The sequence below is a fragment of the Bosea sp. PAMC 26642 genome (assembly GCF_001562255.1).
Taxonomy (GTDB): Bacteria; Pseudomonadota; Alphaproteobacteria; order Rhizobiales; family Beijerinckiaceae; genus Allobosea.
Genome location: NZ_CP014301.1, coordinates 4,275,040 through 4,299,592, shown reverse-complemented (window position 1 = coordinate 4,299,592; position 24,553 = coordinate 4,275,040). Strand labels below are relative to the sequence as shown.

Genomic DNA, 24,553 nt, shown 5'->3' with positions numbered 1-24,553 from the left:
TTCAGCTCGCGATCTTCAGCGCCTTGCGCGCTTCGACGGCGCTGGCGTCGCGGCGGCTTTTGGCGGCCTCCATATCGAGGCTGACCATGAAGTCGGAGATGCGCGGCGCGATCTCGGATCGAAAGCGCGAGCCGTTGAAGACACCGTAATGGCCGACGCCCTTCTGGAGATAATGCACGCGCTTGTCGTCCGGGATGTTCGGACACAGGTCATGGGCGGCCTGCGTCTGGCCGACGCCGGAGATGTCGTCGTTCTCGCCCTCGACCGTCATCAGGGCGACGCCCCGGATCGCCGAGCAGTCAACCGGCTTGTCGCGATGCATCATCGTGCCCTTGGGCAGATTGTGCTCGACGAACACGGTCTCGACCGTCTGCAGATAGAATTCGGCGGTCAGGTCCATGACCGCCATGTACTCGTCGTAGAAGTCGCGGTGCTTCTCGGCCGAGTCGCCGTCACCCCTGACCAGGTGCTTGAACATGTCGTAATGGGCCGTGACATGCCGGTCGAGATTCATCGCCATGAAGCCCGAGAGCTGCAGGAAGCCCGGATAGACTTCACGGAAGAAGCCCTGATGCGGGAAGGGTACCTTGGTGATGCAATTGTCGCGGAACCAGTCGATGCCGCGATCCATGGCGAGCTTGTTGACGCCGGTCGGCGAGCGCCTGGTATCGATCGGCCCGCCCATCAGCGTCATCGAACGCGGCGCACAAGGATCGTTCTCGGCCTCCATGCGGGCTGCGGCGGCGAGTACCGGAACGGAAGGCTGGCAGACGGCCATGACATGGGTGTCGGGCCCGAGTTTCTGCAGCATGGCGATGACGTAGTCGATATAGTCGTCGAGATCGAAACGGCCGGCGCTCAACGGTACAAGCCGCGCATCGACCCAGTCGGTGATGTAGACCTCATGGCCGGGCAGGAAGGCCTCGACCGTACCGCGCAGCAGCGTGGCGTAATGGCCCGACATCGGCGCTACCAGCAGAACCTTGGGCTGCGGCTTGCGCCGTCCCTCGATCTTGCGGTCGAAATAGACCAGCTTGCAGAACGGGCGCTCCCAGACGATGCGCTCCTCGACCGGAACCTTGACGCCGTTGATCGTCGTCTCCGGCAGATCGAAGGCGGGCTTGCCGTAGCGCCGCGTCGTGCGCTCGAACAGCTCGGACGCGGCCGCCATCGTGCGCCCGAAGGGCGTATAGGTCAGCGGATTGGCGGGATTCTTGAAGGCCAGGTTCATGGCGTCGGAGAAACCCCGCGCCGGCCCGACCATCATGTGAATGGCTTCATAGGCATGGTAGGCATACGACATGGCGGCCCCATACATGCGAGAACAAACCCCTGCAGGCGCATCGAACCGATGATGCGCCGCAGCATGAACGCACCGTAGGTCTATTTTGTTCTCATTCAAGCCGGCAAAAGGCTAAGACTTTCCTGCGATGCTGATTTGCCACAGACGATCGCCCCGCATCGGCCCTAGATCCGCGCCATGACCGAATTCGATTTCTCGGCTCCCGCGCTCGCCCGGTCGAACCGGCATCTTCGCCTCGACACGCTGGTGCGGCTGCGTTGGCTCGCCATCGCCGGCCAGAGCCTGGCGGTGACGGGCGTGCATTTCGGCCTCGGCTTTATCCTGCCCTTCGGCTGGTGTTTTGCCGTCATCGCCGTATCGGCATGGCTCAACATCGCGCTGCGGATCCGCTTTCCGCTTAGTCATCGGCTGAATGAAGGCGCTGCGACGGCGCTGCTGGCCTTCGACATCATCCAGCTCGCCGCCCTGCTTTATCTCACCGGCGGACTGCAGAACCCCTTCTCCATCCTCTTTCTTGCGCCGGTGATGATCTCGGCGACAGCCCTGCCGCCGCGGCGTACGCTGCTGCTCGGCATCCTCGCGGTCGTGCTGGCGACGCTGCTCAACGTCACCTATCTGCCGCTGCCCTGGGCCGGGCCCGGGCGCCCGGTGCTGCCGTCCTACTATCAGGCCGGGACCTGGATCGCGCTCGTTCTGGGTATCGCCTTCACCGGCATCTATGCCTGGCGGGTCGCCAAGGAGGCGCGCGATCTCTCCGATGCGCTGACTGCGACCGAGCTCGTGCTGGCGCGCGAACAGCATCTTTCGCAGCTCGATGGGCTCGCCGCCGCCGCGGCTCATGAGCTCGGGACGCCGCTCGCCACCATCGCGCTCGTCGCGCGGGAACTCTCACGCCTCGCCCCGGCCGAGGGTGAGATGGCCGAGGACATCGTGCTGCTGCGCGAACAGGTCGAGCGTTGCCGCGGTATCCTCGCCAAGCTTTCGAGCCTTCAGGACGACGATGCCGGTCCCCTCGACCAGCTGGGCCTGAGGCTGCTGATCGAAGAGGCGGCCGGGCCGCAGCGGCCGTTCGGTATGCCCTTCGAGATCGAGATGCTCGGCGAAAAGCCCGAGCCCATTTGCCGGCGCAATCCGGGCATGATCTACGGCCTCGGCAATATCGTCGACAACGCCGTCGATTTCGCCCGTTCGGCGGTAACGATCACGGCGCGCTGGACCCAGAGCCATGTCACCCTGACCATTGCCGATGACGGACCGGGCTTTCCGCCCGATGTGCTGATGCGGGCCGGCGAGCCCTATCTCTCGCGCGGCGCGGGCGAGAACCGGGCCGGCGGCGGGCTTGGACTCGGGCTTTTCATCGCCAAGACGCTGCTGGAGCGCGGTGGCGCCTCGATCGAATTCTCCAACCTGCCGCAGCCTGCGAGCGGTGCTTCGATCCGCATTGTCTGGCTGCGCGCGGTTTTCGAAGCCGATCTCAGGCCGGCAAGGCCTACCAACCCGGAAGCTTCGGCACTACATGGGGTTAGCTGAGCCGCCACATCAAGGGTCGTGCAAGCGACAGCGGTGTTAGAATTCCGATGGGACAGGCCCGCCGGAAGGAGAGTTTCGATGCAAGACGTGCTGGACGAATTCGCCCCCGCCGGGACTGCTGCGGACATGTCGCTGCTGCTCGTCGATGATGACAAGCCCTTCCTGACCCGGTTGGCGCGGGCGATGGAGGGGCGCGGCTATTCGGTGCGGACCGCCGAAAGCGTCTCGGCGGGTCTCGCGGCAGTCGAGGAGGCGGCGCCGGCCTTCGCGGTAATCGATCTGCGCCTCGCCGACGGGAACGGTCTCGACGTCATCGCCCGCCTCAAGGAGCGCCGGCCCGATGCGCGCGGCATCGTTCTGACCGGCTATGGCAACATCGCCACCGCCGTCAGCGCCGTGAAGCTTGGCGCTTTCGATTTCCTGGCCAAGCCTGCCGATGCCGACGAGATCCATTCGGCGCTCGCCGCGGCGCGCGATTCGCGTCCGATGCCTCCCGAAAACCCGATGTCGGCCGACCGCGTGCGCTGGGAACACATCCAGCGCGTCTACGAACTCTGCAACCGCAACGTCTCGGAAACCGCCCGCCGGCTGGGGATGCATCGCCGGACGCTGCAGCGCATTTTGGCCAAGCGCGCGCCGAGATGAGGCAGGCGCTTGCCGCCGTGCTCACACAGCAGGCGGGTTGATCTGCCTGAACCCTCCCTCGCGCCAATAGGGGTAATGCGGATAGGCCGGCGTCACGGCGCTCGCCGCATCGAGCCGGGCGACCTGCTCGGTTGTCAGGCTCCAGCCGACCGCGCCGAGATTCTGGCGCAGCTGCTCCTCGTTGCGCGCCCCGATGATGACGCTGGAGACGGTTGGGCGGCGCAGGAGCCAGTTCAGCGCGATCTGCGGCACCGTCCTGTCCGTTTCAGCAGCGATCGCATCCAGCTCGTCAACGATGCGATAGAGCCGCTCGTCATCGACCGGCGGGCCGAAATCGGCAGTCTCGTGCAGGCGGCTGCCGGTGGGCAGGGCCTGTCCACGCCGGATCTTGCCGGTCAAGCGGCCCCAGCCGAGCGGGCTCCAGACCATGGCGCCGACGCCCTGGTCGAGGCCGAGCGGCATCAGCTCCCACTCGTAGTCGCGGCCGACCAGCGAATAATAGACCTGATGGGCAACATAGCGCGAGCGGCCGTGCCGGTCGGACGCTGCGAGCGATTTCATCAGCTCCCAGCCCGAGAAGTTCGAGGCGCCGACATAGAGCAGCTTGCCGGCCCGCACGAGATCGTCGAGCGCGGCGAGCGCTTCTTCGACCGGCGTGCGCCCGTCGAATGCGTGGAGCTGCAGCAGGTCGATCCGGTCGGTGCGCAGCCGCTTCAGCGCCGCCTCGACGCCGTCGACGATGCGACGGCGCGAACTGCCGCCCTGCAGCGGGCCGTCGCCGAAGGGCAGGCCGAGCTTGGTCGAGATCAGCACATCGTTGCGCCGTCCCTCCAGCGCCTCGCCCAGGATTTCCTCCGAGGCGCCGTTCGAGTAGACGTCTGCGGTGTCGAACAGAGTCAGGCCTGCCTCCAGGCAGATGTCGATCAGGCGCCGTGCCTGCGCGACGTCGGTGTCGCCCCAGGCGCTGAACAGCGGCCCCTGTCCGCCGAAGGTGCCGCAGCCGAAGCTGAGCGCGGGGACTTTCAGCCCGGAGGCTCCGAGATAGCGGTGTTCCATGGTGTCAGGCTCCCTGTGAGACGGCGTTATCGTGACGCGCCGAGCGACGCTTGAGGGCGAGTGCGAGCCCCGCCAGGGCCAATGCCGCGAGCGGAACGAGCGAGGCGATCAGCGCGATGCCGGCGAGTCCCGGCCCATGCGAGATCACAAAACCACCGAGCCAGGCGCCGAAGGCGTTGCCGAGATTGAAGGCGGCGATGTTGAGGCTCGAGGCCAGCCCCTGCCCGGCGCCACCGGCCTGCTGCAGCACCCACATCTGCAGCGGGGCCACGGTCGCGAAGGCGGCCGCGCCCAGCGCGAAGGCCGCGACCACCGCACCGATCCGGCCATGGAAGGCGAAGCCTGAGGCAAACAGCGCCAGCGTCAGCAAAGCCAGCGTGCCGATCAGGGCCGGCGCGAGGCTGCGATCGGCCCAGCGTCCGCCGAGCAGGTTGCCGGCGACGAGGCCGGCGCCGAAGACGAGCAGGATCGGCGAGACCGCCGCCTCGCTATAGCCGGCAAGCTCGACCAGCAGGGGCTGGATATAGGTGAACACCGCGAAGATGCCGCCGAAGCCGAGCACCGTCATCAGCAGGCCGAGCTGCACCTGCGGCCGGGCCAGCACCGCCAGTTCCTCGGACAACGCCGGCAGCACCTCGACCTTGCGCTCGCGCGGCACGAACAGCGCCAGGATGACGAAGGCGAGCACGCCGATCGCGGTCACGGCCCAGAAGGTCGAGCGCCAGCCGAAGGCGAGCCCGAGCCAGGAGCCGAAGGGCACGCCGAGCAAGGTCGCCAGCGTCAGCCCGGTGAACATGATCGCGATCGCCGAGGCCTTGCGCTCGGGCGGCACGAGGCCGGTCGCGACGAGCGAGCCGACGCCGAAGAAGGTGCCATGCGCCAGTGCGGTGACGATCCGGGCCGCCATCAGCCAGCCGAAGCTCGGCGACAGCGCCGCTGCGAGATTGCCGAGCGTGAAGATCGCCATCAGAACCAGCAGCACGGTCTTGCGCGGCAGAGTCCGGGTCGCGATCGTCAGGATCGGCGCGCCGACGAAGACGCCGAGCGCATAACCGGTCATCAGCAGTCCGGCGGTCGGGATCGAGATGCCGAGATCGCCCGAGACCTGCAGCAGCAGGCCCATGATGACGAATTCGGTGACGCCGATGCCGAAGGCGCCGACCGTGAGGGCATAGAGGGCAATGGGCATGACGCCTCCGCAGCAAGGATGAGGCCGCAAGATGGCGTGTCCACGGCTTATGAATTAGATTGCCTGTGGGACATGCAATTGTGAGATGAAGTCATCATGCCGCGTCAGGAGATCAATCGCTCGGGAGAGATGGAGGTCTTTGCCCGCGTCGTCGAACTCGGCGGTTTCTCGCCGGCGGCACGCGCCATGCGGATGACGCCCTCGGCGGTCAGCAAGCTCGTGGCACGGCTGGAGGCGCGGCTCGGTGTCAGGCTGATGATCCGCTCGACGCGCAAGCTCCAGCTCACCGACGAAGGCGCGACCTTCCACGTCCATGCGCTGCGCGTGCTGAGCGATCTCGACGAGGCCGAGCGTTCCGTCGCGGTCTGCCAGATCCCGCGCGGGCGTCTCCGGGTGAATTCGAACGTCCCGTTCGGCCGGCATTATCTTCTGCCGCTAGCGCCGCGCTTCATGGCGGCTTATCCCGGAGTGCAGCTCGACATCACCATCACCGATCAGGTCATCGACCTGATGGACGAGCGCGCCGATGTGGCGATCCGCGTCGGCCCGCTGCGGTCCTCGCAGCTGCTGGCGCGCAAGCTCGGTGAAGGCGCGATGGCGGTCGTCGCCTCGCCGGACTATCTGGCGCGCAAACCGGCCCCCGAAGGCGTCGCCGATCTCCAGCGCCACGACCTGATCACCTTCAACTTCGCCCGCCATTGCGACGAATGGCTGTTTCGCGTCGATGGCAAGCGTCTCTCCGTGCCGGCCCATGGCCGCGTCACGGTCGGTGATGGCGAGAGCGCCAGGTTGCTGGCGCTGCAGGGGCAGGGTCTGGCGCGGCTGTCGCTCTTCCATATCGGCCGCGACATCGCGGAGGGGCGCCTCGTCCCGGTGCTTCAGGCGTTCAATCCCGGCGATGTCGAGGAGGTCAACGCCGTCTATGTCGGCCATGGCGGCAAGCTGCCGGCACGGGTGCGCGCCTTCATCGACTTTCTGGTCGAGACCGTGGATCTCGCGGCGCCGCCGTTGGCCTTGGCACCGGCCGTGGACCGCCAGTCCGCCCTTGTGTCGGCTTTCAGGGGCGTGTCCGCCTCGATATCTGGGGCCGCCATCCCGCCCCAAGTGTAACGAAGCCGGGCGGCTCAGTTCTTTTCGGGCTGACGGTATTGCTCGTTCTGGACGCCGAATTCCGAGATCAGCCGGCCGAGCGCGACCTGGACGTGATAGAGCCCGATCAGGGCCGATTTCGTGCGCAGCCCAAGAAGGATCGCGCGAAAAGGCGCGGCGCCGAACAGGGCGAGGGACTTTGCCAAAACCTGCAGGCGTCCGACCGGGCCCGGCTGGCTGCGCCGGTCGATCGCGGCCGAGAGCGCGCCGTTGCGCAGGCCTCGCGCCCAGATCCAGTCGAACTGCGTGCGGCGCGCCGGCATGACCTCGCGCTGGCTCGCCTCCTGCACCCACCAAAAGCGAAACCCGACCGCGCCGGCGCGGGTGAAGAAGTCGGTGTCGCCGCCGCCGGTGAAATCGAAACGCTCGTCGAGGAAGGGGAAGCCCAGCCGTTCCAGTACGGGACGGCGGATCAGGTAGTTCGCGCTTGAATAAAGCCGCTCGACCGGCCCTGACGCGGTGTAGTGCGAGCGGAATACCGGATGCGCCGCCAGAAAAGCACGCGAGGTATCCTCGAAGACCGAGGTTACCGAGCCGCCGAACAGATCGGCCGGAGCCTGATTGGCCGCCGACAGGAAGGCGTCGAGCCAGCCCGGATCGGCCTCCTCGTCGTCGTCGATGCCGAGGATCTGCTGCAGCGCCGGAAAACGCGTCAATGCGCAGCGCCAGGCGGCGTTGTAGGCCTTGCAGTTGCCCTGCCGCGGCTCGACGATGACGAGCCCCTCGAACAACCCGGCCTCAAGCAGGGCCGTGGCGCGGGCGGCGCCGGCCCGCTCGACGCCCTCGTTCTCCACGACGACGACCGCGAACTCATGCCCACCGGTTTGAGCGGCAAGCGAGCGCAGCGTGCGTTCCAGCATGTCGGGCCGCTTGAAGGTCGGCACGCAGACCACGCTCTGGATGGCGCGCAATACGTCGTCGGGCGAACGAGCGACGATTTCGAAGGTCTCGGGCGCGTCGAAGCCGTTCACGAGCGCAGGCTGCGCCATGCTTTCCGCCCCGGCGATCTGGACATGCTGCGTCATCGTCATCGAACTGCGCATGAATCGCTTAAGGTTCCGTCTCTAGGATGCTCGGCGATGCGCGGCGGCCTGGCCTTACGGCGTGGGTCCGCCTGTCTCGCGCATGATCCGTCGGGGGACGATCCGCCTTGCGCCTTGCCTTTCTCACCACGCTGATCCCGGTCGCACGGCCCGATACCGGTTTCGAGATCGCCAATGGCGGAATCCTCGATGCTTTGCGCGCCGCCGGGCATGACGTGACCGCCTTCGGTTTCCTGCGGCCAGGCGAAACCCCCGCCGATCCGGACCGGGCCGTGGTCGTCGATGCCGTCGATATCGAGAACGCGGTCGTTCCGCCCGGGCGAAAGCTGCTCTGGCTCAGCACCGCGCTTGCGACAGGTCTGCCCGTCGCCTGCGCCAAGCTCTGGCTCGCGGGGCGGGGGCGGCTGGTCGAGGCCGTGCGTGCCCGCGGACCCTTCGACGCCATCGTGCTGAATTCGGTGATGCTGCCCGGTGCCTTCCCCGAGTTGCTGACGCTCGGTCCATGCGTGTTGGTGGAACATAATATCGAGCATGTCTCGAACCGGCATACGGCCGGGCATCAGACGAATCCCGTGATGCGCTGGCTCTTTGCCCGCGAGGGCCGCCTTCTGGAGCGTATCGAGCGCAGGCTTTGGGACAAGGCGCGCTTCGTCTGGACGCTGGCCGAGGAGGACCGCGCGGCGCTCGGTCCGGCCTTTCAGGACAAGTCCGCCATATTACCTCTGGTCACGGCCGCCGCAGCGCTGGCGCCCACTGGACTCGTCGAGGCGTCCGCCGCCTATGACATCGGCCTGATCGGCACCTGGACCTGGGCCCCGAACTTCATCGGGCTCGACTGGTTCCTGCGTGAGGTCTGCCCGCTTCTGCCCGGCGACGTCACGGTCGCGGTCGCGGGCCGGTTTCCCGCCGAGATGCCGCCTCTGCCGCCGCAGGTGCGGCTGGTCGGGCGCGTGCCCGACGCCGATGCCTTCCTGCGCTCCTGCCGCATCGTGGCACTGTCGAGCCGGGGTGGCACCGGCGTCCAGCTCAAGACGGTCGAGACCTTGCAACTGGGCTTGCCAGCCGTAGCGACGACACTGTCCTGCCGGGGCTTCGCGCAGGTTCCACCCAACGTCACCATCGCCGACACGGCGCAGGATTTCGCTCAGGCTCTCGAGGCCAGGCTCGCCGTCATCCGCGTCGGCGACCGGCAGCGCCACGACAGCGCCGCCTTCCTGGCGACGCAGCGCGCTGCGCTTGCTGCCGGTCTCGATCAGGGTTTGAAGGCTGCAGGAGCGGCTTGACCGAGGCTTTCTCCTACTCGGCCGGCTTGACCGCTCCGCGCCGCATGATCGCGCCGAACAACGGGCCCGCGCCGACCATCACCAGGAAGACGCGGACGATGTGGTGCGCCGCGACGAAGGCAACTTCGGTGTGCAGCGCCAGCGCAATCAGGCTCATCTCGGCAAGCCCACCTGGCGAATAGGCCAGGATCAGCGGCACGTGGCCATGAACCGAGACCCGGGCGACGAGCCATGCGAAGGCGAGCGTCAACGTCAGCAGGATCACGGTCGAGCCGACCGAGAGCGCCAGCACGCGCAGAATTGTCCTCGGCGCGGTGCCGACGAAGCGGCAGCCGATGGTGACGCCCAGCACGAGCTGCGCGGCGTTGACGATCTCGAAGGGCGGGACCGAATCGCTCCAGCCGAAAAGATGCACGAGCGCGCTGACCAGCATCGGTCCGAGCAGAAACTTCGCGGGCAGCTTCAGCCAGTGCCCGATTAGAACGCCGGCGATGCCGCAGCCGACGAGCGCCAGTTCAGCGAAAACTGGCGTCTGCGCGATCGATGGCCCGGAGACGCGAGCGCCGCCAAGCTGGACCCCGCCGATCCACTGCACGATGAAGGGCAGCGTCATCACCACGAGCAGGATACGGGCGGAGTGGATCAGCGCGATGATGCTGGCATCGCCGCCCTTCTCCTCGCCGATCGTCACCATTTCGACCAGCCCGCCCGGCATCCCGGCGAAGAAGGCCGTGACCGGGTCGAAGCCGCCGACGCGGCGGAAATAGGCGACACAGGTGACGGCGCAGGCCGCCATGAACAGCACGAGACCGATCAGCGTCGGCAGCCAGTTCAGCAACTGAGCAATGACCTCGGGCCGGAAGCCGGCACCGAGCATGACGCCGATGACGGCTGTCATAGGCGGCCGGATCACGGCAGGAGCCGCGACGGGGAGGCTGAGCAGAGCGGCACTGGTGCACACCACCATCGAGCCCAGCATCCACGGCAAAGGCAGACGCGCCTGCACGAAGAGCCAGCCGCCGACCCCGCCCAGCAGCAGCGCCAGCGCGAAGCGCCGATAAGGAAAGCGCGCAGGCGCCAGGGCCTTCAGCCCATCCGACAGATCCGATAGCAAATCCCGCATGCGCTCGACCTAACCTCCGCGACGGCGTGAGCGGGCTCGCAGCCCGTCGTATCTGACGCGGCTCCTACACAGCTTTGCGAGAGCGCGACAGGCCGGCAGCGGAGTGCCGCCTTGCCGAGGGCGCATCGACCGCCCGAACGGCAGAGGAGGCCTCGTCCGGCCTATTGTCTCTCGGCGTTCGCAATCTCTATCCATCGCCAGTGACTACCCTCCCCGGCCCGGCTGTTGCATAGTCGCGATCGGCACCAAAAAGCCGGCAACGGATTCGGGGAACGAACGAACATGAAGACGATATTGGCAGCGGCCGCCATGCTGGCGGCGAGCGCGACGCTTGCCGGCGCGCAGCAACTCGCCCCGAGCCCGACGCTCGACGCCATCAAGGCGCGCGGCACGCTCGAATGCGGCGTGCATCTGGGCCTGCCCGGCTTCTCCTTCGCCAACGACAAGGGCGAATGGACAGGGCTCGACGTCGACTACTGCAAGGCGCTGGCGGCGGCCGTGCTCGGCGACGCCACCAAGGTCAAGTTCACGCCGACCTCGGTGCAGCAGCGCTGGCCGATCCTGCAATCGGGCCAGGTCGACCTGCTCTCGCGCAACTCGACCATCACCTTCTCGCGCAACGCATCGCTGGGCCTCAACTTCCAGGGCATCAATTTCTACGAGGGCCAGACCTTCATCGTCCGCAAGTCGACTAACGCCAAGAGCGCCGCCGATCTCGACGGCGCCTCGGTCTGCGTCGCCGCCGGCTCGACCGAGGAGAAGAACGCCGCCGACTGGTTCCGCGAGCGCAATCTCAAGGTCGCCATCACCAATTTCCAGAAGAACGACGACGCCATCACGGCCTATGATTCCGGCCGCTGCGACGCCTATACCGCCGGCGTCGGCGCGCTCGCCGGCCAGCGCGCCAAGCTCAAGGTCCCTGGCGACCACATCATCCTGACCCAGCCGATCTCCAACGACCCGCAGGGGCCGGTGACGCGCTGGGGCGACGAGCGCTGGCAGCTTGTGGTGCGCTGGGTGCTGAACGGCATGATCGCGGCCGAGGCGCTCGGCGTCACCTCCGCCAATGTCGACGAGATGAAGGCCAACTCCAAGAACTCGGAAGTCCGCCGCCTGCTCGGCGCCGAGGGCGGCTTCGGCGCAATGATGGGGATCTCCAACGACTGGATGTACAACGCCATCAAGCAGGTCGGGAACTATGGCGAGAGCTTCGAGCGCACCGTCGGCCAGGGCTCGACCCTGAAGATGGAGCGCGGCCAGAACCAGCTCTGGACCAAGGGCGGCCTGCTCTTCACCTCGCCCTTCCAATGAGATCGGCACGGCCCACCTGCGTATGACGATCTGTGCGGAAACACGACCGTCATTCCGGACAAGCCGCGTCAGCGGCGCCGATCCGGAATCCATCGTAAGGCGCGACAGCGCTCTATAATGGATTCCGGGTCTCCGCTTCGCTACGCCCGGAATGACGGCGTGTTTCCAGATGAAACCCGCCAAAGGGCCTGACACCTTGGCCAAAGCCCTCGCCCTTCTCAACGACAAGCGCGTCCGCGACGTGATCTATCAGGTCGCGGTCGTCGTCGGGCTCGTCGGCCTGACCGTCTACTTCGTCCACAACGCCTCGCAGAACATGGTCAAGGCCGGCATCGCCTCGGGCTTCGACTTCCTGTGGCGGACATCGGGCATCGACGTGCCCTTCGTGCTGACGAGCTATACCCAGGCCGACAACATCCTCGGCCTGTTCTGGGCCGGCGTCGCCAACACCATGCTGGTCACGGTGATCGCGCTGGTGCTGTCCACGCTGCTCGGCTTCCTCATCGGGCTGGCGCGGCTGTCCTCGCACTGGCTGCTCTCGACCGTGGCCGGCGCCTATATCGAGTTCGTCCGCAACATCCCGCTGCTGTTCTTCGTGCTGTTCTGGTATTTCGGCGTGATCGCGTCGCTGCCGGCGCCGCGCGACAGCCTGCGCGTCTTCGGCATCGCCTTCCTCAACAATCGCGGACTGACTATTCCGCTCCCCGACGCGCCCGGCAATTTCCGCTGGGCGCTGATCGCCATCCTGCTCGCCTGGCTGGCGCAATGGCTCGTCGCCCGCTGGGCGCGGCACCGCAAAGAAGCGACCGGGCGCGACGCGCCGGTGCTGGCGATCGGGCTCGGCCTCGTCGTTCTCGTCCCGGTCCTCGCCATCACCTGGGCGAGCCTGGCGACGCGCTGGGACATTCCCGTCCTGCGCGGCTTCAACTATCGCGGCGGCTTCGTCGTGATCCCGGAATTCGTCGCGCTGCTGGCGGCGCTGGTCACATACACCGCCGGCTTTATCGCCGAGATCGTGCGCGGCGGCATCCAGGCGGTGCCGCACGGCCAGATCGAGGCGGCCTCGGCGCTTGGCCTGCAGCGGGGCCAGACCATGCGCTTCGTCACCATCCCGCAGGCGCTCAGGGTGATGATACCGCCGCTGACCAACCAGTATCTCAACGTGCTGAAGAACTCGTCCTTCGGCGCGGCCATCGCCTATCCCGACGTGGTCAGCCTGTTCATGGGCTCGGCGCTGAACAATACCGGCCAGGCGATCGAGATCATCGCCATGGCGCTGGCGGTCTATCTCGTCATTGGCCTCGCCGTCTCCGCCTTCATGAACTGGTACAATGCCAGGATCGCGCTGGTGACGCGATGAGCACGCAAGCCCTGCCCATCTGGCGCAAGCGCCTGTTCGGCACCCCGGCAACCGGGGTCGTCACGATCCTGCTGGCGCTGCTTTTCGCCTGGCTTGCCATCCCGATCATCCGCTGGGCGCTGATCGACGCGACCTGGGTCGGCACCTCGCGCAGCGACTGCGCGCCGGGCGGGGCCTGCTGGGTCTTCATCCGCGCCCGCTTCGGCCAGTTCATGTACGGGCTCTATCCGGCAGATCAGCGCTGGCGCGCCGATCTCTGCGGCCTTGCCTTCGCGTTCGCCGGCGCCGGCCTCTTCATGGCGCCCGCGCGGCTGCGCCTCAAGCTAGCGCTGGCCGCGCTCGTGGTGCTGCCGCCGCTCGGCATCTGGCTGCTCGCCGGCGGCTTCGGGCTGCGCTGGATCGAGACGCGCGAATGGGGCGGGCTGATGCTGACCCTGTTCATCTCGGTCTATGCCAGCCTGATCGCGATTCCGCTCGGCATCCTGTTCGCGCTCGGGCGCCAATCGCAGCTGCGGGTGATCCGCCTGGTCAGCATCCTGTTCATCGAGTTCTGGCGCGGCGTTCCGATCATCGCGGTGATCTTCCTCGCCTCGCTGCTGCTGCCGTTGATCCTGCCGAGCGGCATCGGGATCGACCGGCTGGCGCGCGCCGTCATCGGGCTCGGCCTCGTCATCGCCGCCTATATGGCCGAGGCGATCCGCGGTGGGCTCCAGGCTCTTCCGCCAGGCCAGCGCGAGGCCGCGACCGCGCTCGGCCTCGGCTACTGGAAAGCGACGGGGCTGATCGTCCTGCCGCAGGCCCTGAGGATCTCGCTGCCGGCGATGACCAACGAGATCATCGCCTTGCTGAAGAACACCACGCTGGTGCTGGTGGTCTCGATCCTCGATCTGCTCGGCATCGCCCAGGCCTCGCTCGCCGACCCCAACTGGGTCGGCATGAGCATGGAGGCCTATGTCTTCTCAGGCGGCATCTACTGGCTGCTCTGCTACGCGATGTCACGCTTCAGCCGGCGGCTGGAGACAGCTGCCGGGCAGCGGCACTGACCTGAAACAAAAAAGCCGGCCTTGCGGCCGGCTTCCGATCAGTTGCAGGGCAAGCGCCTCATCCCCGCACCACCATCTTGCTGCGGTCACGCCGACGATCCGCCGCCGGCTGATAGGCGATCTTCGCATGATGCGTGCAATAGGGCATCCCGACCTGCGAGCGCCCGCCGCAGAAGCGGAATTCCGGCGTCGTCGGATCGCCCATCGGCCAGCGGCACATGTATTCGCGCAGATCCATGATGGTGACGCGCTCGGAGAACGGCACCACGACATCCTCGGACGGCGCGGGCGCCTGCTGCTCCTCGGGCTCGACTTCCGCCGAGTATTGGGGCGCGAGCGCGTTGGCGCCGCGCGTCATGCCGGCGGCGCCCTGCCCCGTCATCGGGTGGCTCGGCGAGCGCGTCTGCGGCGCCTTGCGGGCCGGGTTGGCGCGTGGCGCGTTCGAGGCAGCAGGGCTCTTGGCGCGACCCGACAGGCCGAGGCGGTGAACCTTGCCGATCACGGCGTTCCGCGTGACGCCGCCGAGTTCGCCTGCGATCTGGCTGGCGCTCAAACCGTCGCTCCAGAGCTTCTTGAGAAGCTCGACGCGGTCTTCCGTCCATGCTCCGGCTTCGTTCATCGGCATCACCTGCTTCTTTGTCGGCTCGCTGCTACGCAGCGGGCTTAAGGGCGGATCATGGCGGAATCCCAAGGCGGCGGCGGCCGTCGCAAAACGGAAGCCGTTACACCCGAAACTGACGAGACTGGGGACGCCGCACGAGATGTCGTATCTGACGAAGAGGACCATACAAGATGGCGGGACTCGGCGACAAGAGTCCCCGAATCAGAAATCGTGTTTTCCCCAGACCATTCGCAAATTTCCGGTCAAGAGGCCGCTGCGCTTTTGCTGACGCTGCGGCACGGAATTGACAGCGCCGAGCCCTTTTGCATAGTGGGTAGCGCGTGGCCGCCCCTGTGGGCGGCATTTATTGTTTCTGGCGGATCAAGGTCTTCGACGATGGCGATGACGGCGCGACGAGATTGCGGGAGCTGGCTGCGACGATGATGTCGCCGTCGGGTCGCACAGGGTCGTCACCATAAGCCCCGGCCTCCCGCAACGCCGTTCCGGTCCCGCCTCCATCCTGTCTCGATCATTCCCGTCACGAGGATCGCCTCCCATGACCTCCGCTTCCGTTTCCGCCACCTCCTCCGTTTTGCTGCCGACCTATGCTCGCGCTCCCGTTGCCTTCGAGCGCGGCGAGGGCGCGTGGTCGATCACCGCTGACGGCACGCGCTATCTCGATTTCGGCGCCGGCATCGCCGTCAACGCGCTCGGCCACGCCCATCCGCATCTGGTCAAGGCGCTGACCGAGCAGGCGGGCAAGATCTGGCACACCTCCAACCTCTATACGATGCCCGACGGCGAGAAGCTGGCCCGTCGGCTCTGCGAGGCGACTTTCGCGGAACGCGTCTTCTTCACCAATTCGGGTGCCGAGGCGAATGAGTGCGCCATCAAGATGGCGCGGAAATACCATGCCGCGAAGGGACATCCCGAGCGCTTCCGCATCATCACCTTCGAGGGCGCCTTCCATGGCCGCACGCTGGCAACGATCGCGGCCGGCGGCCAGCAGAAATACATCGACGGCTTCGGCCCCAAGGTCGACGGCTTCGACCAGGTCGCCTTCGACGACGAGACCGCGCTGAAGGCCGCGATCACGCCGGAGACGGCGGCGTTGATGATCGAGCCGATCCAGGGTGAGGGCGGCCTGCGCTCGGTGCCGCCGCGTTTCCTCAAGCTGCTGCGCGAGCTCTGCGACGAGCACGGCCTGATGCTGATCTTCGACGAGATCCAGACCGGCGTCGGCCGCACCGGCAAGTTCTTCTCGCATGAGCATTACGGCGTGACGCCCGACATCATGTCGATCGCCAAGGGCATCGGCGGCGGCTTCCCGATGGGCGCCTGCCTCGCCACCGAGGAAGCGGCCTCAGGCATGACCCTGGGCACGCACGGCACCACCTTTGGCGGCAATCCGCTCGCCATGGCGGTCGGCAATGCCGTGCTCGACGTGGTGCTCGAGCCGGGCTTCATCGACAATGTCGCCCAGATGGGCCTGCGCCTGCGCCAGTCGCTGGCTCAGCTCAAGGACCAGCACCCGGACGTGATCGAGGAAATCCGCGGTGAGGGCCTGATGCTCGGCCTGAAGTTGCGTACCCTCAATACAGACTTCGTCGCGGAGGCGCGCGCCGCAGGCCTGCTCGTCGTCGCCGCCGGCGACAATGTGGTGCGCCTGCTGCCGCCGCTGATAATCGGCGAGGCGGAGGTGTCGGAGGCCATCGCCCGGCTCGACCGTGCCGCGCACGGCATCGAGAGCGCGCTCAAGCGCCCAGCCGCCGAGTAAGCGACAGCCCGTCTCATCACCTCATCGACCTGAAGGAAGCGCCCGTGACGCGCCATTTCCTCGATCTTTCCGATTTTTCCGCGACCGAACTGCGCGCCATCCTGCGCAAGGGCGGAGAGATCAAGGCGCGCCGCCGCACCTCCGAGGCCGCCGGCGACCGCCTGCTCGACGGCAAGGTCATCGCGATGATCTTCGAGCAGCCGTCTTTGCGGACCCGCGTCTCCTTCGACGTCGGCATCCGCGAGCTCGGCGGCTCGCCGATGATGGTGACGGGGCAGGAGATCGAACTCGGCGAGCGCGAAACCATCGCCGACACCGCCCGCGTGCTCTCGCGCTATGTCGATGCGATCATGATCCGGATGCTCGACCATGATGCCGTGGTCGAGATGGCGAAATACGCCACCGTGCCTGTTATCAACGGCCTGACCAAGCGCCAGCACCCCTGCCAGGTCATGGCCGACGTCATGACCTTCGAGGAGCGCAAGGGCTCGATCCAGGGCAAGCGCATCGCCTGGACCGGCGATACCAACAATGTCCTGACGTCTTGGGTCCATGCCGCCGGCCGGCTCGATTTCGAGCTTGCCATCGCGACGCCCGAGGAACTCGCGCCGCCGCCGGCCTTGCTCGACTGGGCCAAGAAGCAAGGCGCCCGGCTCAAGCTCACCTCGCGGCCGGAAGTGGCCGTCGAGGGCGCCGATTGCGTGATCACCGATTGCTGGGTCTCGATGGGTGATGAGGAGGGTACGCGCCACAATCTGCTGCGGCCCTACCAGGTCGACGAGCGGCTTCTCGGGCGCGCTGACAAGGATGCGATCTTCATGCACTGCCTGCCCGCCAGCCGCGGCGAAGAGGTCACCGACGCCGTGATGGATGGGCCGCAATCGGCCGTATTCGACGAGGCCGAGAACCGGCTGCACGCGCAGAAGGGTATCCTGGCCTGGTGCTTCGGCGGAGTTTCCGCCTGATGGCGACTGATGATATCGGCGCGGGCGCAGCCGCGCTCGACGACAGGGTGGTGCCGTTCACGGTGCCCGATCTCGACGTTCGGGGTCGCGTCGTGCGGCTCGGCCCCTCGATCGACACCATACTGGGCCGGCATGGCTATCCCGAGCCGGTCGCGCGCGTGCTCGGCGAGGCCGCGGCGCTGACCGTGCTTTTGGGCACGGCGCTGAAGTTCGAGGGCCGCTTCCAGCTCCAGACCAAGAGCGATGGAGCGATCTCGATGATGGTCGTCGATTTCAATGCGCCCGACACCTATCGCGCCGTCGCCCATATCGACGAGGCCAAGCTGGAACAGGCGATCACGACGGGGGCGTTGAGCACGGGCGATCTGCTCGGCGAAGGCCATCTCGCCATGACGGTCGACCAGGGCTCGGCCACAACGCGCTATCAGGGCGTGGTCGCGCTGAACCGCCAGAGCCTGGAAGAGGCGGCGCATCAGTATTTTCGCCAGTCGGAACAGATTCCGAGCCGGATCCGGCTCGGCGTCGGTTCGATCGTCACCGCAGGTGGGGGCCGGCAATGGCGCGCGGGCGGCCTGCTCGTCCAGTTCATGCCGCATTCGGTCGATCGGCTGCGCGCCGCGGATATTCACCCCGGCGACGCGCCCGAGGGCCATCAGATCATGGCTGCCGATGATCCCGACGGTATCCGCGACGATGCCTGGGCCGAGGCACGTTCACTGGTCGAGACGGTCGAGGACCACGAACTGCTCGACCCGCTGCTGGAGAGCGAGCGCCTGCTCTACCGCCTGTTTCATGAGCGGGGCGCACGCGTCTTCGAGCCGGTTCTGGTTCAGGAAGCCTGCCGCTGCTCGCGCGAACGCGTGCTCGGGATGCTGCGCGGCTTCTCGGCCGAGGACCGCCGCGCCATGATCGCTGATGACGGCACGCTCGGCGTCACCTGCGAATTCTGTTCGCGGCGCTATGAATTTGATCCCGCCGAGGTCGAGGCCGGGCTTTCGACCGAGGGGTGATTTTACGCAGGCGCGTCGATCACCTCGATGGTGACGCCGACGCTCAAGCCCAGAAACGAGCCGGTGAGGCCGGTGAAGCTGCCCGAAACCGGCGAGGCATCCTCCGGCACGCGCGCGACGGCGACTCGCAGCAGCTGACGGTCGGCGACGAGGTCGTTGGTCGGGTCGAACTCGACCCAGCCATCGCCGGGGATGAAGACTTCGGCCCATGCATGGGTCAGTCCCACTGTCGAGACCAGGCCGGCCGCATCGGGAGAGCGGTCGTGGATGTAGCCGGTCACGAAACGTGCGGCGAAACCCAGGCGCCGGGCCAGTTCGATGAAGAGCCAGGCGTAGTCGCGACATGAACCCGCCGCCTGGCGGATCGTGTCGGCGGGGTGCTGCGTGCCCTCGTCATAGCGCACCGCATAACTCAGTCCGGTATAGATCGCATGGGCCAGGTCGCGCAGCAGATGGCCTGAGCCGTCGCCCATCATGGCGCGAAAGTCGGCAAGCCACTGGTCGAGTATCCCGTCGGGATCGGCTGCGGCGAGAGCGAGATACGGTTGAAGCACCGCGCGTTCGGCCTCGGTATAGACGACGCCAGCGACGGTCGATGAGGTCTCGATCTCGGTGCGCGGCAGGGCAGAGCCGAAACGCTGGATCACCAGTTCGCTTACGATATCGAGAGTGTCGGCAGGCCCGTCGAAATTCGCGATCGCGACGGAATTGCCATACGCATCGTGCATCCAGCGCAGCCGCGCCTGAGGCGCGATCGACAGAGCCGTATCGACGACGCGCAGATCGAAGCTGTCACGCGGACGCAGCATCAGACGGTGTGGTCCGAAATTGACGGGCCCGGCATAATTATACGTCGTTGCATGGCGAATGCGCAGATACATGGGAGACTCGCGGGGGACCTGCAGGCTCGGATCGTCAACAGTCGCAATGCCGGCCAAAAAACAAGCCGCCCGGAGGCGGCCTGGAGGTGCATGGCGCGGGGAGCGCTTGTTGGTGAACGCGATCGCTTTCCAAAGGTTCCAGCCTTGCGGAAAGAACCTTAGCGCGAGACGATCCTGACGGGAGCTTCCAGCTGGGCCTGCTGCGAGGTCTGGATCGCGCGCTTGGCCGTGCTGACCGGCTTCTGGCGAGGATCGACCGCAGCAAGCTGCTGATCGGTCAACTGGTTGCGCTCGACTTTCGCCTGCGCGACCGTCGCAGAACTCTGGTCCGTGATGCTCTGGAGGCTGGCGCCAAATGTCATGGTCGCTACGGCGAGACCCATGAAGCCGAAGAAAAGGACGGCGCGCTTGATGGGGGCAAGGCTGTTATTCAACATCTGTCTCTCCCGACGCCAGCACCGGCCAAAATGGACGGCTTCTGAGGAACACAACCCGATTGGGCCGGTCTGGTTCCGTTTCGCGCGGTCAGTCCAGAAAAATTGCGATCGTGGGTGCCTCAGGCCTCGTCATTAGCGGCGAGCCTGGTCTTGAACAGGCGCCAGAGCGACTTGCCAAGGCGACGATGGGTCAGGTGGGCGCCAGCCAGGCGCTTCTCCAGCGTGATCTTGCGGTCGTGGAAATCCTCCAGTCCCGGGCGATGGCCGACGCTGATGACGGTCGCATGAGCGAGTTCGCCCTCGAGCAGGCCCAGCAGCGAGTTCTGGCTGTCCTCGTCGAGGGCCGAGGTCGCCTCATCCATGATGATGATGTCGGGACGCTGGATCAGCAGGCGCGCAAAAGCGACGCGCTGGCGTTCGCCGCCAGACAGAATCCGGTCCCATTTGTCCTCCTCGTCGAGGCGACGGGAAAGATAGCTCAGGCCGCAGCGCTTGAGAGCGGCCAGAATGGTCTCGTCGGAAACCGGCTTGTCGCCCTCCGGATAGAGCAGGACAGTGCGGAAGGTACCGATCGGCAGATAGGGCTTCTGCGGCACGAAGGCGATGGATTTGCCGCGCGGGACCTCGATCGTGCCCGAGCCCCATGGCCAGAGACCCGCGAGCGCGCGGATCAGCGTGCTCTTTCCAGTCCCGCTCTCGCCGACGATCAGGACCTTTTCGCCCAGTCCGATCACGACCGAGGCGTCGGTGATCACCGCGCGGCCGTTGCTATGAGCGATCGAAAGATTCTCGATATGGATTGCGCCATCCTCGCTCTCGGCCAGCTTGATACGGGTGTCGCCCTCCATGATCGTGCCTATATCGAGTCCTTCGATCGATTCCTGCAATTCGTCGACGCGGGCAACGGAGGCGAACCATTCGGCCAGCCGGACGAAATTGTCGACGAACCAGATCAGCGCCGCCTGAACGGCGCTGAAGGCCGCGACGACCTGCATCACGGCACCCAGCGAAACCTCGCCGGAGAGATATTTCGGCGCGATCAGAAGCAACGGGACGATTGGAAACAACGCGCCGTTGGTGTTGAGGACGAGCGCGATCACGCCCTGCTGGCGGATGACCAGCAACCAGGCGGCGACGACGCGGCCGTAGTTCACCCCAACCGAATTACGTTCGTCGGCGTCGCCCTTGATCAGCGCGATGCTCTCGGCATTTTCCCGCAGCCGCGTCATTTCGGCGCGGAACTGGGCCTCGGCCTCGTTCTTGGCCGAGATCTTGCCGACCAGGGGTCGCCCGGCGAAATAGGCGGCGAGCGAAGCCACGACGGCGTAGACGATAGCGGCAAGCGCCATGTAACTCGGGATCACCACCGCGACACCGCCGAGTGTGAAGCTTGCCGAGCCCGCCACATGCCACAGGATCGCGGCGAAGGTCGCGGCGGTCACGGCGGCGCTGATCAAACCGATCGCGAACTCGACGAGAGGTTCGATCGCGAGGCGCACATCGTCGGCGATGCGGTATTCCGGCGCGGCCTGTTCCTTGGCGATGAACTGCAGCCGGTAATAGCGCTGATCGGCGATCCACCAGCCGGCGAGCCGATGCGTCATATATTCCCGCCAACGCGTCTGCAGCAACATGCGGCTTATCACCAGCGCCGACAGGGTCAGAGCCGAGACGGCGACCAGAAGCGGCAGCCAGGCGACGACCGTCCAGACCGTGGCGATGTCGCGCTTTTCCAGCGCATCGAAGAACAACCTATTCCAGGCATTGACGCCGACGGCCGTCGCGATCTGCGCCGCGACGAAGATCAGCACCGTTATGGTCAAAAGCCAGGCCCGCAACCTGGTCTTGCCGGTCCAAAACTTCAGCGCAGTCCGAAAGAAGCTGCGCATCCGCGAGCGCGCGATGCCATGCTGCAGGTCGGTCATGCGCAGGAAACTCCTCGTTCGACGGCTTGGACGACGCCTCGATACCGTGCGGCGATAGAACGTAAGGCGCGATCGCAAGTTCCTTGTCGCAGCAGCTCATGCTGCGTCGCACAATCATGCGACCGCGTCATTTTCTCTTTTTAGGTAATCTGCTTTTAAGATGGGGTTCCTCCCACCTCTTGCGCCGACCGTTTCGGGACATCGATCCAGACGATGACAGCGACCGCCAACCAGAACCGCCTCGGCGTGCCGTGCCTGGCCTGCCCGCTCCGGCTCAAGCCCGCATTCAAGGACAAGACCGATGACGAGGTGCGGTTCATCCAGGCGATGAAGATCGATCATCGCCACTTCCCGGCAGGCGCCGACATCATCCATCCCGGCCAGGAGGACGCCGAACTCTATACGCTCTTTTCCGGCTGGGCCTTTCGCTACAAATCCCTGCCGGACGGGCGCCGCCAGATCCTGAACTTCCTCCTGCCCGGCGATCTCGTGGGGCTGCAGGCCGCCTTGCTGAGCGCCGCCCAGCACGGCATCGAGGCCCTGACGGATGTCGAGCTTTGCGTTTTTCCGCGCAAGCGCGTCTGGGACCTGTTCGTGCGTATGCCGAGCCTGTCCTATGAAATCGCCTGGCTCGGCTCGCGCGAGGAGAGCCTGATCGACGAGAACCTCACCTCCGTCGGCCAGCGCAATGCCGGCGAGCGGATCGCCGCGCTGCTGATTTCCCTCCATCGCCGCGCCGATGCGCTGGGCCTCGTCAACGACAACTGCTTCCATTTCCCGCTGACCCAGCAGCAGATGGCCGACGCGCTCGGCCTTTCGCTCGTCCATACCAGCAAAACCTGGTCGCGCCTGCGCAAAGCCGGCCTGTTCTCGATTTCAGGCGGGCGCCTGACGCTGCTGAACCCACGCCTGACCGCGCGCATGGCCTCGATATTCGAGCGAGAGATCGAACCAAGGCCGCTGATCTGAGTTCACCCAGGCGATGCCGCTGGCTTTGCATCGCCCTTGACGCTATGTGACGGGAAGGTAACGTCACCCGATCGTCATTGTTGCGGCATGTTGCGGCGACGTCAGAGGTTTCATGTCCCAACTCCTCCAGCACCCCAGGCCTGGGCGCGGCCGGTCGAGCGTCGCGGCGCGCATCGAGGATGAGGTGCGCGTGACTGCCGCCGATTTCGTCGACAGCGTGGCCGAAGCTCGCCTCAAGGTCGCTGCCGTGCGCTACAAGGTCGAGGATGAGGTTCGCAGCAGGGCGGGGAGACTTAAGACGAGGGTCAGTGCGGCGCGCGTAAAGTTCGGCGACGAGGCGCGGTTCATCAAGTCCTGGATCGACGACCCCCGGCGCACCGGTTCGGTGACACCGTCGAGCCCGTTTCTGGCGCGACGCATGGCTTCCTTTGTCGATCCCGAGATCGACGGTCCGGTTATCGAGATCGGCCCCGGCACCGGCCCGGTGACCGAGGCGCTCATCGAACACGGCATCGACGAGGCCCGGCTGATCCTGGTCGAATACAGCCCCGAATTCTGCGCCCTCCTGCGGAAACGCTTTCCCCGCGCCACGGTAGTCGAGGGCGATGCCTATGCGCTTTCGACGACGCTGCAGGGACATCTGCAGGAGAAGGCGATCGCAGTCGTCTCCAGCCTGCCACTGTTCAACAAGCCGCCTGCGATGCGTGCCGCGCTCGCCAAGGATGCCTTCGGCCTGCTCCAACCGGGCGCGCCCCTGATCCAGTTCACCTATTCGGTGATCTCGCCGATTCCGCGCAAGGGCTCCGGCCTCAAGGCCTTCGTCTCCGACTGGGTGCTGCGCAACATCCCGCCGGCGCGTGTCTGGGTCTACCGTCAGATGGCGTGAGGCGGCTAGGCCGGCGCCTTGACCTGCCCCTTCCGAGCGGGCTTGTCTGGCTGCTGTTCGCGACGGGCAGGGGGTTGGCGGCGTGACGGATATCGCGCGGCTGGTCCGCGACATCGCAGACGAGATGGCTGCCGCAACGGGGCGTGGAGAGGTCGCGACCTATATCCCGCCGCTGGCGACGATCGATCCCGGGCGCTTCGGGCTTTGCATCGTCACCGCCGACGGCGCGGTCCATGCCGCCGGCGATGCGCAGGAAGCCTTCTCGATCCAGAGCGTCTCGAAGGTCTTTGCCCTGACGCAGGCGCTGGGCAAGATCGGCGATACGCTCTGGCGCCGCGTCGGGCGCGAGCCGTCGGGCACGCCGTTCAACTCGATCGTCCAGCTCGAACGCGAGCAGGGCATTCCGCGCAATCCTTTCATCAACGCCGGAGCGCTCGTCGTTGCCGACGTCAATCTTGCAGGCCACGAGCCGCGCGTCGCGATCGGCGAATTGCTGCGTTTCATGCGTTATCTCGCAGATGACGATACCATCACCATCGACGAGGCCGTGGCGCGCGCCGAGCAGGCAACGGGCTTTCGCAATGTTGCACTGGCCAATTATATGAAGGCGTTCGGCAATCTGTCGCAGCCCCCCGAACGCACGCTCGGCGTCTATTTCCATCAATGCGCCATCGCCATGAGTTGCAGGCAACTCGCCATGGCAGGGCGCTACCTGATGCATGGCGGTCTCTACGAGCCCGGCGGCGCGCGCGTCGTCTCGGCTCAGCGGGCGCGCCGCATCAACGCGCTGATGCTGACTTGCGGTCATTACGACGCCTCGGGCGATTTCGCCTTCCGCGTCGGTCTCCCAGGAAAGTCGGGTGTCGGCGGCGGCATCCTTGCGATCGCGCCGGGAAAAGCCTCGATCGCGGTCTGGTCGCCGGGGCTCAACGCCAGCGGCAATTCGCTGCTGGGGACGCTCGCGCTGGAGCGCGTGGCGGAGGCGACGGGGTGGTCGGTGTTCGGGGCGGGGTGACGTCAGAGAACCGGGCGCGGCGGGAAGATCACGCGCTCATACCCCGACACGA

22 protein-coding genes are annotated in these 24,553 nt (G+C 66.3%); 13 read left to right on the top strand and 9 right to left on the bottom strand.

The window, feature by feature from the left end; genetic code table 11:
• Position 1 precedes the first annotated feature (1 nt).
• A complete protein-coding gene (locus AXW83_RS20660; RefSeq protein ID WP_156640243.1) occupies positions 2 to 1,303 on the bottom strand; it encodes a polyhydroxyalkanoate depolymerase in 1,302 nt (433 codons plus the stop codon).
• Between the two features lie 177 nt (positions 1,304 to 1,480).
• Here AXW83_RS20660 and AXW83_RS20655 point away from each other — a divergent pair, with 177 nt between their 5' ends.
• Both AXW83_RS20655 and AXW83_RS20650 read left to right on the top strand, forming a co-directional pair.
• The gene (locus tag AXW83_RS20655; RefSeq protein WP_066616657.1) at positions 1,481 to 2,833 is read left to right on the top strand and encodes an ActS/PrrB/RegB family redox-sensitive histidine kinase; all 1,353 of its coding nucleotides are present in this window, start codon (positions 1,481 to 1,483) and stop codon (positions 2,831 to 2,833) included.
• A 78-nt stretch (positions 2,834 to 2,911) separates the two neighbouring features.
• Positions 2,912 to 3,478: an ActR/PrrA/RegA family redox response regulator transcription factor gene (locus AXW83_RS20650; RefSeq protein WP_066616654.1), complete on the top strand. Its 567-nt coding sequence runs from the start codon at positions 2,912 to 2,914 to the stop codon at positions 3,476 to 3,478.
• A 21-nt stretch (positions 3,479 to 3,499) separates the two neighbouring features.
• On the opposite strand, the gene AXW83_RS20645 is transcribed toward AXW83_RS20650, so the two are convergent.
• Both AXW83_RS20645 and AXW83_RS20640 read right to left on the bottom strand, forming a co-directional pair.
• Positions 3,500 to 4,534 carry an aldo/keto reductase gene (locus AXW83_RS20645; protein WP_066616651.1) on the bottom strand — a complete coding sequence of 345 codons (1,035 nt, stop codon included), beginning with the start codon at positions 4,532 to 4,534 and terminating at the stop codon, positions 3,500 to 3,502.
• A 4-nt stretch (positions 4,535 to 4,538) separates the two neighbouring features.
• The gene (locus AXW83_RS20640; protein ID WP_066616648.1) at positions 4,539 to 5,723 is read right to left on the bottom strand and encodes an MFS transporter; all 1,185 of its coding nucleotides are present in this window, start codon (positions 5,721 to 5,723) and stop codon (positions 4,539 to 4,541) included.
• 96 nt (positions 5,724 to 5,819) lie between these two features.
• On the opposite strand from AXW83_RS20640, the gene AXW83_RS20635 reads away from it, so the two are divergent.
• Positions 5,820 to 6,833, top strand: coding sequence for a LysR family transcriptional regulator (locus tag AXW83_RS20635; protein WP_082767288.1), 1,014 nt, complete (start codon positions 5,820 to 5,822; stop codon positions 6,831 to 6,833).
• Positions 6,834 to 6,847: 14 nt separating this feature from the next.
• On the opposite strand, the gene AXW83_RS20630 is transcribed toward AXW83_RS20635, so the two are convergent.
• Positions 6,848 to 7,903, bottom strand: coding sequence for a glycosyltransferase family 2 protein (locus tag AXW83_RS20630; protein WP_236841729.1), 1,056 nt, complete (start codon positions 7,901 to 7,903; stop codon positions 6,848 to 6,850).
• A gap of 119 nt (positions 7,904 to 8,022) precedes the next feature.
• Between AXW83_RS20630 and AXW83_RS20625 the strand changes: the two genes are divergently transcribed.
• Positions 8,023 to 9,198: a glycosyltransferase gene (locus AXW83_RS20625; protein WP_066616645.1), complete on the top strand. Its 1,176-nt coding sequence runs from the start codon at positions 8,023 to 8,025 to the stop codon at positions 9,196 to 9,198.
• 13 nt (positions 9,199 to 9,211) lie between these two features.
• On the opposite strand, the gene AXW83_RS20620 is transcribed toward AXW83_RS20625, so the two are convergent.
• The gene (locus tag AXW83_RS20620; RefSeq protein WP_066616642.1) at positions 9,212 to 10,321 is read right to left on the bottom strand and encodes an AbrB family transcriptional regulator; all 1,110 of its coding nucleotides are present in this window, start codon (positions 10,319 to 10,321) and stop codon (positions 9,212 to 9,214) included.
• Between the two features lie 282 nt (positions 10,322 to 10,603).
• On the opposite strand from AXW83_RS20620, the gene AXW83_RS20615 reads away from it, so the two are divergent.
• From AXW83_RS20615 to AXW83_RS20605, 3 genes are all read left to right on the top strand, one after another.
• Complete coding sequence (locus AXW83_RS20615; RefSeq protein ID WP_066616639.1) at positions 10,604 to 11,632, top strand: amino acid ABC transporter substrate-binding protein; 1,029 nt, start codon at positions 10,604 to 10,606, stop codon at positions 11,630 to 11,632.
• Between the two features lie 169 nt (positions 11,633 to 11,801).
• Positions 11,802 to 12,992 (top strand): amino acid ABC transporter permease, encoded by a 1,191-nt coding sequence (locus tag AXW83_RS20610; protein WP_066616636.1) that lies wholly within the window; start codon positions 11,802 to 11,804, stop codon positions 12,990 to 12,992.
• The gene (locus AXW83_RS20605) at positions 12,989 to 14,035 is read left to right on the top strand and encodes an amino acid ABC transporter permease (protein ID WP_066616633.1); all 1,047 of its coding nucleotides are present in this window, start codon (positions 12,989 to 12,991) and stop codon (positions 14,033 to 14,035) included. Before AXW83_RS20610 ends, AXW83_RS20605 begins: the two co-directional genes overlap by 4 nt.
• Positions 14,036 to 14,093: 58 nt before the next feature.
• On the opposite strand, the gene AXW83_RS20600 is transcribed toward AXW83_RS20605, so the two are convergent.
• Complete coding sequence (locus AXW83_RS20600) at positions 14,094 to 14,654, bottom strand: GcrA family cell cycle regulator (protein WP_066620960.1); 561 nt, start codon at positions 14,652 to 14,654, stop codon at positions 14,094 to 14,096.
• A 538-nt stretch (positions 14,655 to 15,192) separates the two neighbouring features.
• On the opposite strand from AXW83_RS20600, the gene AXW83_RS20595 reads away from it, so the two are divergent.
• Genes AXW83_RS20595 through AXW83_RS20585 form a run of 3 tightly spaced genes read left to right on the top strand, consistent with a single transcriptional unit; the run spans position 15,193 to position 18,388 of the window.
• On the top strand, positions 15,193 to 16,413 hold the full coding sequence (locus AXW83_RS20595) for an aspartate aminotransferase family protein (protein ID WP_066616625.1): 1,221 nt from the start codon (positions 15,193 to 15,195) through the stop codon (positions 16,411 to 16,413).
• Between the two features lie 44 nt (positions 16,414 to 16,457).
• Positions 16,458 to 17,378, top strand: coding sequence for an ornithine carbamoyltransferase (argF, locus tag AXW83_RS20590; protein ID WP_236841728.1), 921 nt, complete (start codon positions 16,458 to 16,460; stop codon positions 17,376 to 17,378).
• Positions 17,378 to 18,388, top strand: coding sequence for an Hsp33 family molecular chaperone (locus AXW83_RS20585; RefSeq protein WP_066616619.1), 1,011 nt, complete (start codon positions 17,378 to 17,380; stop codon positions 18,386 to 18,388). The genes argF and AXW83_RS20585 overlap by 1 nt, the downstream gene beginning before the upstream one ends.
• Positions 18,389 to 18,390: 2 nt before the next feature.
• On the opposite strand, the gene AXW83_RS20580 is transcribed toward AXW83_RS20585, so the two are convergent.
• The 3 genes from AXW83_RS20580 to AXW83_RS20570 form a co-directional block, all read right to left on the bottom strand.
• Positions 18,391 to 19,269 carry a transglutaminase family protein gene (locus tag AXW83_RS20580; RefSeq protein WP_066616616.1) on the bottom strand — a complete coding sequence of 293 codons (879 nt, stop codon included), beginning with the start codon at positions 19,267 to 19,269 and terminating at the stop codon, positions 18,391 to 18,393.
• Between the two features lie 158 nt (positions 19,270 to 19,427).
• The gene (locus AXW83_RS20575; RefSeq protein WP_066616613.1) at positions 19,428 to 19,706 is read right to left on the bottom strand and encodes a hypothetical protein; all 279 of its coding nucleotides are present in this window, start codon (positions 19,704 to 19,706) and stop codon (positions 19,428 to 19,430) included.
• A gap of 119 nt (positions 19,707 to 19,825) precedes the next feature.
• Positions 19,826 to 21,631 carry an ABC transporter ATP-binding protein/permease gene (locus AXW83_RS20570; RefSeq protein ID WP_066616610.1) on the bottom strand — a complete coding sequence of 602 codons (1,806 nt, stop codon included), beginning with the start codon at positions 21,629 to 21,631 and terminating at the stop codon, positions 19,826 to 19,828.
• Positions 21,632 to 21,844: 213 nt separating this feature from the next.
• Between AXW83_RS20570 and AXW83_RS20565 the strand changes: the two genes are divergently transcribed.
• From AXW83_RS20565 to AXW83_RS20555, 3 genes are all read left to right on the top strand, one after another.
• The gene (locus tag AXW83_RS20565) at positions 21,845 to 22,600 is read left to right on the top strand and encodes a Crp/Fnr family transcriptional regulator (RefSeq protein WP_066616607.1); all 756 of its coding nucleotides are present in this window, start codon (positions 21,845 to 21,847) and stop codon (positions 22,598 to 22,600) included.
• Positions 22,601 to 22,712: 112 nt separating this feature from the next.
• Positions 22,713 to 23,486: a class I SAM-dependent methyltransferase gene (locus AXW83_RS20560; protein ID WP_082767286.1), complete on the top strand. Its 774-nt coding sequence runs from the start codon at positions 22,713 to 22,715 to the stop codon at positions 23,484 to 23,486.
• 124 nt (positions 23,487 to 23,610) lie between these two features.
• Positions 23,611 to 24,501, top strand: a complete 891-nt coding sequence (locus tag AXW83_RS20555) for a glutaminase (RefSeq protein ID WP_066620951.1) — start codon at positions 23,611 to 23,613, stop codon at positions 24,499 to 24,501.
• The last annotated feature ends 52 nt before the right edge of the window (positions 24,502 to 24,553 follow it).

Excerpts from the sequence above, each read along its gene's own strand:
- AXW83_RS20560 (WP_082767286.1), top strand. The coding sequence starts at position 22,713 with ATGTCCCAACTCCTCCAGCACCCCAGGCCTGGGCGCGGCCGGTCGAGC.
- AXW83_RS20580 (WP_066616616.1), bottom strand. The coding sequence starts at position 19,269 with ATGTATCTGCGCATTCGCCATGCAACGACGTATAATTATGCCGGGCCC.
- AXW83_RS20655 (WP_066616657.1), top strand. The coding sequence starts at position 1,481 with ATGACCGAATTCGATTTCTCGGCTCCCGCGCTCGCCCGGTCGAACCGG.
- AXW83_RS20575 (WP_066616613.1), bottom strand. The coding sequence starts at position 19,706 with ATGTTGAATAACAGCCTTGCCCCCATCAAGCGCGCCGTCCTTTTCTTC.
- AXW83_RS20595 (WP_066616625.1), top strand. The coding sequence starts at position 15,193 with ATGACCTCCGCTTCCGTTTCCGCCACCTCCTCCGTTTTGCTGCCGACC.
- AXW83_RS20640 (WP_066616648.1), bottom strand. The coding sequence starts at position 5,723 with ATGCCCATTGCCCTCTATGCCCTCACGGTCGGCGCCTTCGGCATCGGC.
- AXW83_RS20660 (WP_156640243.1), bottom strand. The coding sequence starts at position 1,303 with ATGTCGTATGCCTACCATGCCTATGAAGCCATTCACATGATGGTCGGG.
- AXW83_RS20620 (WP_066616642.1), bottom strand. The coding sequence starts at position 10,321 with ATGCGGGATTTGCTATCGGATCTGTCGGATGGGCTGAAGGCCCTGGCG.
- AXW83_RS20605 (WP_066616633.1), top strand. The coding sequence starts at position 12,989 with ATGAGCACGCAAGCCCTGCCCATCTGGCGCAAGCGCCTGTTCGGCACC.
- AXW83_RS20585 (WP_066616619.1), top strand. The coding sequence starts at position 17,378 with ATGGCGACTGATGATATCGGCGCGGGCGCAGCCGCGCTCGACGACAGG.
- AXW83_RS20650 (WP_066616654.1), top strand. The coding sequence starts at position 2,912 with ATGCAAGACGTGCTGGACGAATTCGCCCCCGCCGGGACTGCTGCGGAC.
- AXW83_RS20610 (WP_066616636.1), top strand. The coding sequence starts at position 11,802 with ATGAAACCCGCCAAAGGGCCTGACACCTTGGCCAAAGCCCTCGCCCTT.
- AXW83_RS20630 (WP_236841729.1), bottom strand. The coding sequence starts at position 7,903 with ATGACGATGACGCAGCATGTCCAGATCGCCGGGGCGGAAAGCATGGCG.
- AXW83_RS20570 (WP_066616610.1), bottom strand. The coding sequence starts at position 21,631 with ATGACCGACCTGCAGCATGGCATCGCGCGCTCGCGGATGCGCAGCTTC.
- AXW83_RS20555 (WP_066620951.1), top strand. The coding sequence starts at position 23,611 with ATGGCTGCCGCAACGGGGCGTGGAGAGGTCGCGACCTATATCCCGCCG.
- AXW83_RS20615 (WP_066616639.1), top strand. The coding sequence starts at position 10,604 with ATGAAGACGATATTGGCAGCGGCCGCCATGCTGGCGGCGAGCGCGACG.
- AXW83_RS20565 (WP_066616607.1), top strand. The coding sequence starts at position 21,845 with ATGACAGCGACCGCCAACCAGAACCGCCTCGGCGTGCCGTGCCTGGCC.
- AXW83_RS20645 (WP_066616651.1), bottom strand. The coding sequence starts at position 4,534 with ATGGAACACCGCTATCTCGGAGCCTCCGGGCTGAAAGTCCCCGCGCTC.
- AXW83_RS20600 (WP_066620960.1), bottom strand. The coding sequence starts at position 14,654 with ATGAACGAAGCCGGAGCATGGACGGAAGACCGCGTCGAGCTTCTCAAG.
- AXW83_RS20635 (WP_082767288.1), top strand. The coding sequence starts at position 5,820 with ATGCCGCGTCAGGAGATCAATCGCTCGGGAGAGATGGAGGTCTTTGCC.